We start from the raw sequence: 15475 nt of genomic DNA, 5'->3' as shown, positions 1-15475 counted from the left end.
TACCGAGCCGCCCCCGCCCCGCGCGGGCCTCGCGTGTCCCCCTTCGGGTGGTGGGTGAGCGCGTCGCCCCCGGGCAGGGGGAGCGTCCTGGTAGCCGTAGGGCCAGTCCTCCGGAAAGGCCTGGCCCATGCCGCTCGCCCGCACCCCCCTGCCCCGCACCCGGTGGCTCCGCTGCGCCGTCCTGGTCGCCGCGTCGGCCGGTCTCGTGGCCGCCGCGCTGCCGCCCCCGCAACCCCTCGGCATCGGGGACCGCCTCTACCCCTACCTCGGGAACCCCGGCTACGACGTCCTCGCCTACGACCTCGACTTCACCTACCCCGGCGTCAACACCGAGCCGCTGGCCGCCGTGACCCGGATCGACGCGCTCGCCACCGCCGACCTGGAACGGATCAACCTCGACTTCACCCACGGCACGGTCTCCGGCGTCACCGTCGACGGCCTGCCCGCCGCCTACGTCACCGCCGGCGAGGACCTGGTCGTCACCCCCGCCGTACCGATCGAGCGCGGCGAACGGATCGACATCACCGTCACCCACACCAGCGACCCCAGGGGCCCCGCCGACACCGGCGGCTGGGTCCGCACCGGCGACGGCCTCGCCATGGCCAACCAGGCGGACGCCGGCCACCGCGTCTTCCCCTCCAACGACCACCCCTCGGACAAGGCCTACTTCACCTTCCGGGTCACCGCCCCGAGCGCGCTCACCGTCGTCGCCAACGGCCTGGCCACCGGCCGTGTCCGGCACGGCGCCACCACCACCTGGACCTACCGCGTCGTCCACCCCATGGCCACCGAACTGGCCCAGATCTCCATCGGCGACTCCACCGTCGTCCACCGCGCCGGACCAGGCGGTCTGCGCGTCCGGGACGTGGTCCGCACCGCCGACCGCGAGCTGCTCGAACCCTGGCTGCGCAAGACCCCCGGCCACCTGAAGTGGATGGAGCGGCAGGTCGGCCCGTACCCCTTCGAGGCGTACGGGCTGCTCGTCGCGGACGCCGACACGGGCTTCGAGCTGGAGACCCAGACCCTCTCCCTCTTCGAGCGGCGCCTCTTCACCACCCCCGGCTACCCGGAGTGGCGCGTCGACTCGATCCTCGTCCACGAGCTGGCCCACCAGTGGTTCGGCGACAGCGTCTCGCCGCGCGTCTGGTCCGACGTATGGCTCAACGAGGGCCACGCCACCTGGTACGAGGCCCGGTACGCCGAGGAGACGGCGGGCAAGTCCCTGGAACAGCGGATGAAGGCCGCCTACGGCTTCTCCGACCAGTGGCGGGCGGACGGCGGCCCGCCCGCCCTGCCCAAGCCCCCCGCCGACGACGACAAGATCGGCATCTTCCGGCCCGTGGTCTACGACGGCAGCGCCCTCGCCCTCTACGCGCTCCGCCGGGAGATCGGCGACCAGGCCTTCCGGCGCCTGGAACGCCGCTGGGTCGAGGAACACCGGGACGGCGACGCCGACACCGCCGACTTCATCGCCCTGGCGGGCGAGGTCGCCGGGCGTGACCTCACGGGCTTCCTGCACGGCTGGCTGTACGACCCGAAGACCCCGCCGATGCCCGGCCACCCGGACTGGCACAGCCGCCCGGTGACCACCCCCGGCGCCGCCAAACCCGGGTGACGCGCCAGGCCGGGCCGTGTCACCATCGTCGGGTCGGCGACGCGGCCGGGACCGGGAATCTTCCGGCGCCCTCACGCGTTGTGACGACAACAGACCCATCGCTTCTCGACGTAAGGATCAAATGACCTCCTCTTCCTCCCCTTCCCAGGACGAGCAGAGCTTCGCGCAGACGAGCCGTACCGAGAGCCTTCGGGCCGACGCCCTGATGGAAGAGGACGTCGCCTGGAGCCACGAGATCGACGGAGAGCGGGACGGCGCCCAGTTCGACCGCTCCGAGCGCGCCGCGCTGCGCCGTGTGGCGGGCCTCTCCACCGAGCTTGAGGACGTCACCGAGGTCGAGTACCGCCAGCTGCGCCTTGAGCGCGTCGTGCTGGTCGGTGTCTGGACCTCCGGGACCGTCCAGGACGCGGAGAACTCCCTCGCGGAGCTGGCCGCCCTCGCCGAGACGGCGGGCGCGCTGGTGCTCGACGGCGTGATCCAGCGCCGTGACAAGCCGGACCCGGCGACCTTCATCGGCTCCGGAAAGGCCCGCGAGCTGCGCGACATCGTCGTGGAGACCGGCGCCGACACCGTCGTCTGCGACGGCGAACTCAGCCCCGGCCAGCTCATCGCCCTCGAAGACGTCGTCAAGGTCAAGGTGGTCGACCGGACCGCCCTGATCCTCGACATCTTCGCCCAGCACGCCAAGTCCCGCGAGGGCAAGGCGCAGGTCGCGCTCGCCCAGATGCAGTACATGCTGCCCCGGCTGCGCGGCTGGGGCCAGTCGCTCTCCCGGCAGATGGGCGGCGGCGGCGGTGGCGGCATGGCCACCCGCGGCCCCGGTGAGACCAAGATCGAGACCGACCGGCGCCGCATCCGCGAGAAGATGGCGAAGATGCGCCGGGAGATCGCGGAGATGAAGACCGGCCGTGACATCAAGCGGCAGGAGCGGCGCCGCAACAAGGTGCCGTCGGTCGCCATCGCCGGCTACACCAACGCGGGCAAGTCCTCCCTGCTCAACCGGCTCACGGGCGCGGGCGTCCTGGTGGAGAACGCGCTGTTCGCCACCCTCGACCCGACCGTCCGCCGGGCCGAGACGCCCACCGGCCGGATCTACACCCTGGCCGACACCGTCGGCTTCGTCCGGCACCTGCCGCACCACCTGGTCGAGGCGTTCCGCTCCACCATGGAGGAGGTCGGCGACTCCGATCTCATCCTGCACGTGGTGGACGGCTCGCACCCCGCCCCGGAGGAGCAGCTCGCCGCCGTCCGCGAGGTCTTCCGCGACGTCGGCGCGGTGAACGTGCCGGAGATCGTCGTCATCAACAAGGCGGACGCGGCCGATCCGCTGGTGATCCAGCGGCTCCAGCGGATGGAGAAGCACTCCCTGGTGGTCTCGGCCCGCTCGGGCCAGGGCATGGCCGAGCTGCTCGCCCTGATCGACGCCGAGCTGCCGCGCCCCGAGGTCGAGCTGGAGGTCCTCGTGCCGTACACGCAGGGCGGTCTGGTCTCGCGGGTGCACGCCGAGGGCGAGGTCGAATCCGAGGAGCACACCCCGGAGGGCACCCTGCTCAAGGCCCGGGTGCACGAGGAACTGGCGGCGATGCTCGCACCGTACGTTCCGGCCGCGCACTGACGGACGGATCCGTCACGCCGACGGCGAGGGCGCCGTCCCCCACTCCCGCGAGGGGTGGGGGACGGCGCCCGTCTCGTGGGGGCGGTGCCTACTGCCCGGCGTACTTGGAGCTGACCGAGTCGAAGACGGCCTTGGCCTCGGGGCCGAAGCGCGGACCCGCGAGCCAGCCGGCCGTCGACGGGCCGATCGAGGTGTTCGACACCAGCGCGGGCTTGCCGTCGTGGCCCTGGGCGACCCAGCCGCCACCGGACGAACCACCGGTCATCGAGCAGCCGATGCGGTACATCGTCGGCTGGTCGGCCGAGAGGGAGAGACGCCCCGGCTTGTCCGAGCACTGGAACATCTTCTGCCCGTCGAACGGCGGGGCCGCCGGGTAGCCGGTCGCCGTCAGGCTCGCGACCTTCGGCACGGCAGGAGCGTTGAACTCCACCGGAAGCGCCGAACCGACCGTCTCCTCAAGGGACTTGCCCGTGGCGCCCTTCTCCGGCGTCACCTGGATGACCGCGAAGTCGTACGGCGCGCCCGCGCCGCCGGTCGAGGCGCCCCGCGCGATCCACTGGTCCGAGGTCTTGACCCAGTCGGCCCACCACACGCCGTACGGGGCGATCTGCTCCCGCGTGGCCTTCTCCAGCTCGGAGGTCGCGAGCGCCGCGTCGTTGTACGAGGGGACGAAGGCGATGTTGCGGTACCAGCCGCCCTGCTTGCCCTTGTGGACACAGTGACCGGCCGTCCACACCAGGTTGGACTTGCCGGGGTGCGCCGGGTCCCGCACGACCGTGGCCGAGCAGACCATCGAGCCCTCGGGCCCGTCGAAGAAGACCTTCCCCGAAGCCGGGGCGCTCGCGTGGTACTTCGCCGTCACGGCCTTCGCCCGCACCGGCACGGGCGTCGGGTCGGTGACGCCCTCGTCACCCGTGATGTCCTCCTCCTCGACCGGCTTGTCGGGCCGCTCGGCCTCCCGCATCCGGTCCGGGTTCCAGAGGTCCTCGATGATCGGGTTGACGAAGTCCTTGGCCTCGCGCAGCCACTTGTCGCGGTCCCAGTTCTTCCACTCGCCGTTGCGCCACTTGTCGACGTCGATGCCGTGGTCCTTCAGACGCTGCTTCAGGTCCTCCGGGATCTTTATCTTGTCGGTCGGTATCCCGGCCGCCGTCGCGCTGGGCTTGTCACCCGCGGTCTCCTCGTTCGGGCCGCAGGCCGTGACGGTGAGCGTCAGCGCCGCGACGGCGGAAGCCGCCGTGAGCAGCGGACGAATCGATCGCATCTCGTGATCCCCCTGGGACTACGTCTACTGGTACTCGTACAGGTGCATGGGTGGAACCGGCCAGCTCCCTACGGACGGTGGCCGAAGGCCCCACTATGCCGGTGCCGGAGGGGACGGTACGCGCCAGGGCGGCGGTTCCGGCAACCGCTGAGCCGTTGTCGTGCCGTGATCCCGGACACGCCGACTTCCTTCGTTCCGGCCCGTGTTCCCCGGCCGCCCGCGTCGTTGGTACGGACGGGGGACACGGGGACGACGCTCCGGGCGGCTTTCGCCGCGGCTTCGCTCCGCCCCGATGTGCAACGCAACCGTTACAGCGGGAGGACACCGAGCCGTGGCCGAGACGGGACCGGACGCCGGGACGCCCGAGGATGCGGGCACCCGGCCGCGCGGGGAGTCCGACGCCGGGGAGTCCGGGGCGACCGGGCAGGGCCGCCAGGGCAGCGGGGACCGCGGACCCGACGAGCGGCCCCGACGGGCGACCGCTCGTCAACAGGCCCGGAGCGCCGGGGGATACGAGGGCATCCTGCGCCGTCAGTCCCTGCGCGAGTACGCCGCCCGCACCTACGCCCGCTCCCTGCCGGTCGTCCCCGTAAGGGCCCGGGGCCTCACCGTCGAGGGCGCCGACGGCCGCCGCTACCTCGACTGCCTCTCCGGCGCCGGGACCCTGGCCCTCGGCCACAACCACCCCGTGGTCCTCGAAGCCGTCCGCAAGGTCCTCGAATCCGGCGCGCCGATGCACGCCCTCGACCACGCCACCCCCGTCAAGGACGCCTTCACCACCGAGCTGTTCGCCACCCTGCCCGGCGGCCTCGCCGACGACGCCCGCATCCGGTTCTGCGGCCCCGCCGGAACCGACGCCGTCGAAGCCGCGCTCGCCCTCGTCCGTACGGCCACCGGCCGCGACGGGCTCCTCGCCTTCACCGGCGCCCCCCACGGCACGGCCCCCGACGGAACCGCCGACGCCCGGACCACCCGGCTGCCCTACCCGCAGCGCTACCGCTGCCCCTTCGGCGTCGGCGGCACCCTCGGCGCCGAACTGGCCGCCCGCTGGACCGAGAACCTCCTCGACGACCCCGGGAGCGGAATCGCCGCCCCCGCCGGAATGATCGTCGAGGCCGTCCAGGACGGGGGCGGGATCATCCCCGCCCCCGACGACTGGATGCGCCGCCTGCGCCGGATCACCGCCGAGCGCTCCCTCCCGCTCGTCGTCGACGAGTCCCAGACCGGCGTCGGCCGCACCGGCGCCTTCTGGGCCGTCGAGCACAGCGGGATCGTCCCCGACGTGATGGTCCTCTCCCGGGCCGTCGGCGGCTCCCTGCCCCTCGCCGTCCTCGTCTACCGCTCCGCACTCGACGCCTGGGAATCCGGCACCCCCGCCGGGACCTTCCGCGGCAACCAACTGGCCCTGGCGGCAGGCGCGGCCACCCTCGCCTACGTACGGGAGAACCGGCTCGCCGAACGCGCCGAGACCCTCGGCGCCCGCATCCTCGAACGGCTCGGGGAGCTGGCCGCCGCCCACCCCGGCGTCGGCGACGTCCGGGGCCGGGGCCTGATGACCGGCGTCGAACTCGTCGACCCCGACGCGACCGGGCCCGACGACCCCGTCCCGCCCGCCGACCCCGCGCTCGCCCTCGCCGTCCAGCGGGAGTGCCTCGCCCGCGGCCTCATCGTCGAACTCGGCGGCCGTCACTCGGCGGTGGTCCGGCTGCTGCCCCCGCTCACCCTCACCGACGAACAGGCCACCGCCGTCCTGGACCGCTTCGCCGACGCCCTCGCCGCGGCCGAGCGAGCCCACACCCCCCACCCGCCAGGCCCCCGAAGGCCCCCGGCCCCCCGGACCCCCACCGGGCCGGCCCACTGAAACCCGGACCGTCCCCCGGCCCCACCTCAAGGAAGCCCCCGTGAACGCCACCCCCACCACCCCGGCGCCCGCCACCACGACGGCACCGGCCACCCCCGCCGCCGTCACCGGAGCGGGCGGCACCGCCCCCGACACCTTCGCCGCCTCACCCCGTACCGCCCTGACCGCTCTGACCGCCGGTTCCGCGTACGGCTCCGGCGACGCCACCGTCCCGCGCCAGCACAGCGGACCGCAGGACCCCCGCCCGCACCGACCGGCCCTCACCGCCACCTCCGGCGGCACCGGCCTCCTGGACACCGACCCGCTCGGCACCTCCGGTCTCCTGGACACCTCCGACCCGCTCGGCACCCTCGACCCGCTCGACGCACCCGACCTCCTGGCCACCCTCGACCCGCCGGCCGCCCTCGACCCGCCGGCCGCCCTCGACCCGCTGGACGACCCGGACCCCGCGCGCGCCGCCGACGCCGCCGCCGTCGAGAACCTGCTCCGCTGCTGGGTCCGCGAGACCGGCCTGACGGCCCCCGCCACCGGCACCCTCCGCGTCCCCCTCGACGCCAGCGGCACCGCCCTCCTCGTCCCCGTCCGCCACTGGTCGCCCACCGGCTGGCACCGCTTCGGCGCCCCCGCGTTCGAAGGGCTCCCCGCCACCGCGCCCACCGTCGACGCCGTGACCGTCGCCGCGCTCCTCGGCCGGGAGTCCGGCCGCCCCGAGGGCACCGAACTCGTCGGCCGGGTCGCCGACTCCGCCCGCCGCACCGCCGACTTCCTGGCCGAGCGCCGCCGCAGGCCCCAACCGCACCCGGACGCCGATCTCTTCCTCGCCGCCGAACAGTCCCTCGTCCTCGGACACCCGCTCCACCCCACCCCCAAGAGCCGCGAAGGCCTCTCCGAAGCCGAGTCCCGGCTCTACTCGCCCGAACTGCACGGCGCCTTCCCGCTCCACTGGTTCGCCGTCCACCCCTCCGTCCTCGCCGCCGACTCCGCCTGGACCGAACAGGGCCGCCCCGTCTCCGCCGAACAACTCGTCACCGGCCTCGCCGAAGGACTCGCCACACCCGCCGGGACCGTGCCCCTGCCCGTACACCCCTGGCAGGCCCGCGAACTCCGGCACCGCCCCGAAGTCCGCGCCCTCCTCGACGCCGGTCTCCTCCACGACCTCGGCCACCACGGCAGCCCCTGGCACCCCACCTCGTCCGTCCGCACCCTGCACCGCCCCGGCGCCCGCGCCATGCTCAAGCTCTCCCTCGGCCTGCGCATCACCAACTCGCGCCGGGAGAACCTCCGCAAGGAACTCCACCGGGGCGTGGAGGTCCACCGGCTGCTCCGCACCGGCCTCGTCGACGAGTGGCAGACCGCCCACCCGGGCTTCGACATCGTCCGCGACCCCGCCTGGCTCGCCGTCGACACCCCCGACGGCACGCCCGTCCCCGGACTCGACGTCATGATCCGCCACAACCCCTTCCGCCACGGCGACGACGCCGTCTGCGTCGCCGCCCTCACCGCCCCCCGGCCCTGGCCCGGCTCCACCACCCTGCGCTCCCGGCTCGCCGACGTCATCGGCCGGCTCGCCGCCCGCACCGGCCGCCCCGCCGCCGCCGTCTCGGCCGAGTGGTTCCTCCGCTACCTCGACCAGGTCGTCCGCCCCGTCCTCTGGCTCGACGGACACGCCGGCATCGCCCTGGAGGCCCATCAGCAGAACACCCTGGTCCTGCTCGACCCCGAAGGCTGGCCGACCGGCGGCCGATACCGCGACAACCAGGGCTACTACTTCCGCGAGTCCCACCGGGGCGAGCTGACGGAGCGCCTGCCCGGTCTCGGCGACGAGAGCGACACCTTCGTCTCCGACCAGGTCACCGACGAACGCTTCGCCTACTACCTCGGAATCAACAACGTCCTCGGCCTGATCGGCGCGTTCGGCTCCCAGCGCCTCGCCGACGAGCGCGTCCTGCTCGCCGCCTTCCGCAGCTTCCTCGCCGGAGCCACCGGACTCGGCTCCCCCCTGCCGAACCGGCTCCTGGAGGCCGCCACCCTGCGCAGCAAGGCCAACCTCCTCACCCGCCTGCACGGTCTGGACGAACTCGTCGGCCCCGTCGACACCCAGTCCGTCTACGTCACCATCCCCAACCCGCTCCGCGCCTGACCCCGCGGACCCGTCCGGTCCGCCGGACGGGTCCGCCGACCCCGCCCACCGAGAGGAGAGCGACACCGTGCCATCCGCCCGCCCACCGGCCGACCCGCCCGGGGACGACACCCTCGACCTGCGCGTCGACGACCTCGTCGCCCTCCTCGACGGCCGCCACGCCGAGACCGGGCCCCCCGAGACCGGGCCCGCCGCCCCCGGCGCAGCCGACTCCGCCCGTACGGACCCCGACCAGCCGACGACCGGGTACGCCACCCCTGCCCGCCCTGCCCGCCCTGCCCGCCCTGCCCGCCCTGCCCGCCCTGACCGCCGCCCCCGCACCGGCGGGCCCGCCGCCCCCCGTACGCCCACCGGCGAACTCCTGGACCACGTGGGCTCCTGGCGCCCCGCCGTCACCCCGTTCGGCAGCTTCCGGCTCGTCCCCGTCCGTCTCGAACAGGACCTCCCGCTCCTCGTCCGCTGGATGAACGATCCCGCCGTAGCCGCCTTCTGGGAACTCGCCGGGCCCGACTCCGTCACCGCCGACCACCTCCGCGCCCAACTGGCGGGCGACGGCCGCAGCGTCCCCTGCCTCGGCGTCCTCGACGGCACCCCCATGAGCTACTTCGAGATCTACCGCGCCGATCTCGACCCGCTCGCCCGCCACTACCCGGCCCGCCCCCACGACACCGGCCTCCACCTGCTGATCGGAGGCGTCGGCGACCGGGGGCGCGGCCTCGGCACCACCCTGCTGCGCGCCGTCGCCGACCTCGTCCTCGACCACCGTCCCCGCTGCGCCCGGGTCGTCGCCGAACCCGACCTCCGCAACACGCCCTCCGTCGCCGCCTTCCTCGGCGGCGGCTTCCGCTACGCGGCGGAGATCGACCTGCCCGGCAGACAAGCCGCGCTCATGATCCGCGACCGCGACCTCCGACAGCTGCTCTGACCCACCCCGCCCGCCCCCCTGCCCCCACCCAACCCGTCCACCCCACCGCCCGTCCCACGGCGGTGCCCACCCCGAGGAGTCCTCGTGTCGACGTCCCCTGCACCGCACGACTCCGCCCGATCCGCCGCCCCCGGCGCCCCCGCCGGACCGACCCCCGACCACCCCCGCGACCCCGTCCTGCTCGCACCCCCCGAGCTGACCGCCGCCGTCTGGAAGAAGGCCTCCGCGCGGCTCCTCGCCAAGACGATCGCCGAGTTCGCCTACGAGGAACTCCTCCACCCCGTCGCCGTGCCCTACGAAGGACCCAACCGGTACGCGCTGGGGCTGGAGGGCTGCGCCACCCTCCTCTTCCGCGCCCGCCGGGGCGCCTACGACGGCTGGTACGTCGACGCCGACTCGATCACCGTGGACGGACGGCCCTTCACCGACCCGCTCGACTTCCTCGTCCGCGCCCGCCGCCTCCTCCACCTCGACGGCGCCACCCTCGGACACCTCCTGCGCGAACTCTCCGCGACCCTCGCCGCCGACGCCCGCCTCGACCACACGGCCCTCACCGCCGACCGGCTCGCCGACCTCCCGTACGCGGAACTCGAAGGCCACCAGACCGGCCACCCCTGGATCGTCCTCAACAAGGGCCGCATCGGCTTCTCCGCCACCGACACCGCCCGCTGGGCCCCCGAGGCCCGCCGCCGCACCCGGCTGCCGTGGATCGCCGTCAGCCGCCGCATCGGCACCTACCGGGGCGTGACCGGCCTCGACACCCCCGACCGGCTCTACGCCCGGGAACTCGACCCCGAGGTCCACGCGGCCTTCCGCGCCGAACTGACCGCCCGGGGCCACCAGCCCGACGACTACCTCCTGCTGCCCGTCCACCCCTGGCAGTGGGACGAGGTCCTCCTCCCGCTCTACGCCCCCGCCCTCGCCGACGGCTCTCTCGTCCCGCTCTCCACCGACCCCGATCTGCGCCTTCCCCAGCAGTCGGTCCGCACCTTCCTCAACACCAGCCGCCCCGACCGCCACACCGTCAAGCTCCCGCTCTCCGTCCTCAACACCCTCGTCTGGCGCGGACTGCCCACCGAGCGGACCCTCGCCGCCCCCGCCGTCACCGCCTGGGTCCACTCCCTGCGCGACACGGACCCCTTCCTGAGCGAGGAGTGCGGGGTCGTCCTGCTCGGCGAGGTCGCCTCCGTCGCCGTCGGACATCCGCTGTACGACCGGCTGCCCCAAGTCCCGTACCAGTACCGGGAACTCCTCGGCGCGATCTGGCGCGAACCGCTGCGGCTCCCGCCCGGCGAGCGCGCCCGCACCCTCGCCTCGCTGCTCCACACCGACCCGACGGGCCGCGCCTTCGTCGCCGAACTCGTCGACCGCTCGGGACTCGCCCCCACCGTCTGGCTCCGCCGCCTGCTCGCCGCCCTGCTGCCCCCGCTGCTGCACTTCCTCTACCGCTACGGCACGGTCTTCTCCCCGCACGGGGAGAACGCCATCGTGGTCTACGACGAGCAGGACGTCCCCGTACGCCTGGCGATCAAGGACTTCGTCGACGACATCAACCTCAGCGCCTACCCCCTCCCCGAGCACGACACGCTCCCCGACGCCGTACGCTCCGTCCTCCTCACCGAGGAGCCGGGCTTCCTCGTGCAGTTCATCCATTCGGGGCTCTTCGTCGGCGTCTTCCGCTACCTCGCACCGCTCTGCGAGGAGCAACTGGGAGTGCCCGAGAACGACTTCTGGGGGCTCGTGCGCGACGAGATCCTGCGCCACCAGGCACGCTTCCCCGACCTCAAGGAACGGTTCGAGCTCTTCGACCTCCTCACCCCCCGGATCGAACGGCTCTGTCTCAACCGCAACCGTCTGCACCTGGACGGCTACCGGGACCGGGCCCTGCGCCCCCACGCGGCCGTCCACGGCACCGTCCCCAACCCGCTGGCGTGACGCGTGCGCGTGCCGGCCTTGTCGGTGGTGCCCCGTAGGGTGGGAGAGCTATGACGAAGCCATCCCTCCCCGACCTCCTCCACGCCGCCGTCTCCGCCGTCGGCGGCACGGAGCGACCCGGCCAGGTCACCATGGCCGAGGCCGTGGCCGAGGCCATCGACGACAACTCCCACCTGCTCGTCCAGGCGGGCACCGGCACCGGAAAGTCGCTCGGCTATCTCGTGCCGGCGCTGGCCCAGGGCGAGCGGGTGGTGGTGGCCACCGCCACCCTGGCGCTCCAGCGCCAGCTCGTCGAGCGCGACCTGCCCAGGACGGTCGAGGCCCTGCACCCGCAGCTGCGCCGCCGCCCCCAGTTCGCCATGCTCAAGGGCCGGTCCAACTACCTCTGTCTGCACCGGCTCCACGAAGGGGTCCCGCAGGATGAGGAGGAGGGCCTCTTCGACCCCTTCGAGTCCGCTGCGCCCAGCAGCAAGCTCGGCCAGGACCTCATCCGGCTCCGCGACTGGTCCGACGAGACGGAGACGGGCGACCGGGACGATCTGACCCCGGGCGTCTCCGACAAGGCCTGGGCCCAGGTCTCCGTCTCCTCCCGGGAGTGCCTGGGCGCCTCCAAGTGCGCGTACGGCGCCGAGTGCTTCGCCGAGGCGGCCCGCGAGCGCGCCAAGCTCGCCGATGTCGTCGTCACCAACCACGCCCTGCTCGCCATCGACGCCATCGAGGGCGCCCCGGTGCTCCCGCAGCACGAGGTGCTGATCGTCGACGAGGCCCACGAGCTGGTCTCCCGGGTGACCGGCGTGGCCACCGGCGAACTCACCCCCGGCCAGGTCAACCGCGCGGTCCGCCGGTCCGCCAAGCTGGTCGACGAGAAGATCGCCGACCAGCTCCAGACCGCGGCCGAGGGGTTCGAGCGGGTGATGGAGCTGGCCCTGCCGGGGCGCCTTGAGGAGATCCCGGAGGACCTGACGTATGCCCTGATGGCGCTGCGGGACGCGGCCCGCTCGGTGATCACGGCCCTGGGCTCCACCCGCGACCGGGCCGTGCAGGACGAGGACGCGGTCCGCAAGCAGGCGATGGCCTCGGTGGAGACCGTGCACGGCGTCGCGGAGCGGATCACCCAGGGCTCCGAGTACGACGTCGTCTGGTACGAGCGGCACGACCGGTTCGGCGCCTCGCTGCGGGTCGCGCCGCTGACCGTGTCGGGGCTGCTCAGGGAGAAGCTGTTCACCGAGCGCTCCGTGGTCCTCGCCTCGGCCACGCTCAAGCTGGGCGGCGACTTCAACGGGGTCGGGGCCTCCCTCGGCCTCGCCCCCGAGGGCGTCCAGGGCGACGACCTGCCCGTCTGGAAGGGCATCGACGTCGGCTCCCCGTTCGACTACCCCCGGCAGGGCATCCTGTACGTCGCCAAGCACCTGTCCCGGCCCGCCAGGGACGGCGACCGGGGTGACATGCTCGACGAGCTGACCGAGCTGATGCAGGCGGCCGGCGGACGGACCCTCGGTCTGTTCTCCTCGATGCGCGCGGCCCAGCAGGCGGCCGAGGAGCTGCGGAGCCGGGTGCCCGAGCTGCCGATCCTGCTCCAGGGCGAGGACACGCTGGGCGAGCTGATCAAGAACTTCGCCGCCGACCCGCGGACCTGCCTCTTCGGCACGCTCTCGCTCTGGCAGGGCGTGGACGTCCCCGGGCCGAGCTGCCAGCTGGTCGTCATGGACAAGATCCCGTTCCCGCGCCCCGACGACCCGCTGATGAGCGCCCGGCAGAAGTCCGTGGAGGAAGCCGGAGGCAATGGCTTCATGGCGGTCGCGGCGACGCACGCGGCGCTGCTCATGGCGCAGGGCGCGGGCCGGCTGGTCCGGGCCACGGGGGACCGGGGCGTCGTGGCGGTGCTCGATCCCCGTCTCGCGACGGCCCGGTACGGCGGCTATCTGAAGTCCTCGCTGCCCGACTTCTGGTACACGACCGACCGCAACCAGGTGCGGAAGTCCCTGGCGGCGATCGACGCGGCGTCGAAGACGGCGGGCAGCTGAGAAGAACGGCGGGCAGCCGAGAAGAACGGCGGGCCGCCGAGAACAGGTGGATGGCCCTTCCGGGACCGGAGGAGGCGGCCCGGGGCCCCAGGACCGGAGGAGGCGCCTGTGGACTCCGTATCGGCCTGGTCCTGGCCCGTACGCGTGCCCCCGGGGCCTCCGGGGGTCCTTCGAAGGGCCTCCGGGGTCGGGGCCACCGGGACCCGGCCGGTTCACACGCGCGCCCCGGGTCTTTCGCGGGGCCCGGGGCGCTTCGGGACATGGCGGGGCCCCTGGACCGGCGCAGGAGGTCCAGGGGCCCGGTTCAGAGCCGACGGGGTGGGGTCACACCCGTCGCAGCACCGCCACGACCTTGCCGAGGATGGTGGCCTCGTCGCCGGGGATCGGCTGGTACGCGGAGTTGTGCGGCAGCAGCCAGACGTGCCCGTCCTCGCGCTTGAAGCGCTTGACCGTGGCCTCGCCGTCCAGCATGGCGGCGACGATGTCGCCGTTCTCCGCCACGGGCTGGCGGCGGACGGTGACCCAGTCGCCGTCGCAGATGGCGGCCTCGATCATCGAGTCGCCGACGACCTTGAGGACGAACAGCTCACCGTCGCCGACCAGCTGCCGGGGGAGGGGGAAGACGTCCTCGACGGACTCCTCGGCCAGGATCGGGCCACCGGCGGCGATACGGCCGACCAGCGGCACGTAGGACGCGGCGGGCTTGCCGGTGGTGTCCGTGGGCTGGGTGCTCGGCTGGTCGGAGCCGCGCACCTCGTAGGCGCGGGGCCGGTGCGGGTCGCGCCGGAGGAAGCCCTTGCGTTCGAGCGCCATGAGCTGGTGGGCCACCGACGAGGTGCTGGAGAGGCCTACCGCCTGTCCGATCTCACGCATCGACGGTGGGTAGCCTCGTCGCTGGACCGAGTCACGGATGACCTCGATGACCCGGCGCTGCCGGTCGGTGAGGCCGGAGCTGTCCGCCCGGATGCCAGGGGGTCGGCCGGGAAGGGCCCGCGCGGGGCGCCCGGGGTCCTCGCCGGTCATGCCGATGTCATTCATGGCATGCACCTGCTCGAGTCGGCCCTGGGAGCGGTCCTGGGCGGTGATGGTGGCGCTGTCTGCGGTGGTGGTCACGTCGGCCCCTCTCGAATGGTCTCCCTGGCTGGCACAACGGTAGTAGCTTTCGAAAGGTTGCGCCAAACACACGTTCGAGTGAAAATTCGCAGATTGCCCTTCGCCAGTCAGTGTGGAGGTGTATGAGCGGGGTCACTCCGCAGCCGCCCACTGGTTCAATTCGGTCATTGCGGTAACCTCGCCGCTGGGCCTCGGGCCGAGGCGTGCCCCCAGTGTGGCACCCGCGCGGCCCGTCTTCAGGGACCTGTGACGCCGCGACACGCGTGGGGGTCCGGAATCGCCCACAACCCAAGATCTAGTGGTTGTATGTGATCGACCACCCAGGGGTTGTGGTCCCTCGGTCCGCCGGGGGTGTCCGCATCGCCTATGCTGGTGGTCGCTTCGCAGGGCCCCGAGGGGCCGGCGAGGTTCACCAGTCGTGCCGTGAGGGAGGGTCGGAACCAATGCACTGCCCCTTCTGCAGGCACCCCGACAGCCGAGTCGTCGACAGTCGCACCACCGATGACGGGACGTCGATCCGACGCCGTCGCCAGTGCCCCGACTGCTCCCGTCGTTTCACGACGGTGGAGACGTGCTCGCTCATGGTGGTGAAGCGGTCCGGTGTCACCGAACCGTTCAGTCGTACCAAGGTCATCTCCGGCGTCCGCAAGGCGTGCCAGGGGCGTCCGGTCACCGAGGACGCCCTCGCCAAGCTCGGCCAGCGGGTCGAGGAGGCGGTGCGCGCCACCGGCAGCGCCGAGCTGACCACACACGACGTGGGGCTGGCCATCCTCGGCCCGCTTCAGGAACTCGACCTCGTCGCGTACCTGCGCTTCGCGTCCGTGTACAAGGCTTTCGACAGCCTGGAAGACTTCGAGGCCGCCATCGCGGAACTCCGCGTACGGCCTCCCGCTGAGAACTGCGGGACCGGAGCGACCCCTGTGGTCCCCGTTCCCGCCACCACCGCCGACTGATCGGCGGTCCGGGCCCTCGGGGCCCGGCGA

The 15475-nt window shown here is 73.3% G+C and carries 10 protein-coding genes; 8 read left to right on the top strand and 2 right to left on the bottom strand.

Features of this window, described 5'->3' with window-relative positions; translation table 11 throughout:
* Nucleotides 1-127: 127 nt before the first annotated feature.
* Together BU197_RS04545 and hflX are read left to right on the top strand one after the other, a co-directional pair.
* Nucleotides 128-1615: a M1 family metallopeptidase gene (locus BU197_RS04545; protein WP_188266880.1), complete on the top strand. Its 1488-nt coding sequence runs from the start codon at nt 128-130 to the stop codon at nt 1613-1615.
* A gap of 121 nt (nt 1616-1736) precedes the next feature.
* Nucleotides 1737-3230, top strand: a complete 1494-nt coding sequence (gene hflX, locus BU197_RS04540; protein WP_188266879.1) for a GTPase HflX — start codon at nt 1737-1739, stop codon at nt 3228-3230.
* Between the two features lie 88 nt (nt 3231-3318).
* Here hflX and BU197_RS04535 read toward each other — a convergent pair whose 3' ends face one another.
* Nucleotides 3319-4494, bottom strand: a complete 1176-nt coding sequence (locus tag BU197_RS04535) for a trypsin-like serine peptidase (protein WP_188266878.1) — start codon at nt 4492-4494, stop codon at nt 3319-3321.
* 292 nt (nt 4495-4786) lie between these two features.
* Here BU197_RS04535 and BU197_RS04530 point away from each other — a divergent pair, with 292 nt between their 5' ends.
* The 5 genes from BU197_RS04530 to BU197_RS04510 all read left to right on the top strand — a co-directional run bounded on the left by BU197_RS04530 (nt 4787) and on the right by BU197_RS04510 (nt 13379).
* Entirely contained in the window at nt 4787-6355 is a 1569-nt protein-coding gene (locus tag BU197_RS04530; RefSeq protein WP_411158439.1) for a diaminobutyrate--2-oxoglutarate transaminase family protein, read from the top strand.
* A gap of 40 nt (nt 6356-6395) precedes the next feature.
* The gene (locus BU197_RS04525; RefSeq protein ID WP_317452155.1) at nt 6396-8495 is read left to right on the top strand and encodes an IucA/IucC family protein; all 2100 of its coding nucleotides are present in this window, start codon (nt 6396-6398) and stop codon (nt 8493-8495) included.
* A 67-nt stretch (nt 8496-8562) separates the two neighbouring features.
* Nucleotides 8563-9420: a GNAT family N-acetyltransferase gene (locus BU197_RS04520; protein WP_188266877.1), complete on the top strand. Its 858-nt coding sequence runs from the start codon at nt 8563-8565 to the stop codon at nt 9418-9420.
* 84 nt (nt 9421-9504) lie between these two features.
* Nucleotides 9505-11355 carry an IucA/IucC family protein gene (locus BU197_RS04515; protein ID WP_188266876.1) on the top strand — a complete coding sequence of 617 codons (1851 nt, stop codon included), beginning with the start codon at nt 9505-9507 and terminating at the stop codon, nt 11353-11355.
* 50 nt (nt 11356-11405) lie between these two features.
* The gene (locus BU197_RS04510) at nt 11406-13379 is read left to right on the top strand and encodes an ATP-dependent DNA helicase (protein ID WP_188266875.1); all 1974 of its coding nucleotides are present in this window, start codon (nt 11406-11408) and stop codon (nt 13377-13379) included.
* Between the two features lie 324 nt (nt 13380-13703).
* On the opposite strand, the gene lexA is transcribed toward BU197_RS04510, so the two are convergent.
* Complete coding sequence (gene lexA / locus BU197_RS04505) at nt 13704-14492, bottom strand: transcriptional repressor LexA (RefSeq protein WP_188266874.1); 789 nt, start codon at nt 14490-14492, stop codon at nt 13704-13706.
* Nucleotides 14493-14935: 443 nt separating this feature from the next.
* Here lexA and nrdR point away from each other — a divergent pair, with 443 nt between their 5' ends.
* On the top strand, nt 14936-15445 hold the full coding sequence (gene nrdR, locus BU197_RS04500; protein ID WP_188266873.1) for a transcriptional regulator NrdR: 510 nt from the start codon (nt 14936-14938) through the stop codon (nt 15443-15445).
* Nucleotides 15446-15475: the final 30 nt, after the last annotated feature.

The organism is Streptomyces sp. CBMA291, assembly GCF_014596525.1.
Lineage (GTDB): Bacteria > Actinomycetota > Actinomycetes > Streptomycetales > Streptomycetaceae > Streptomyces.
Note: the sequence above shows the minus strand (reverse complement) of the source record. Positions and strands in the feature narration are given on the sequence as shown.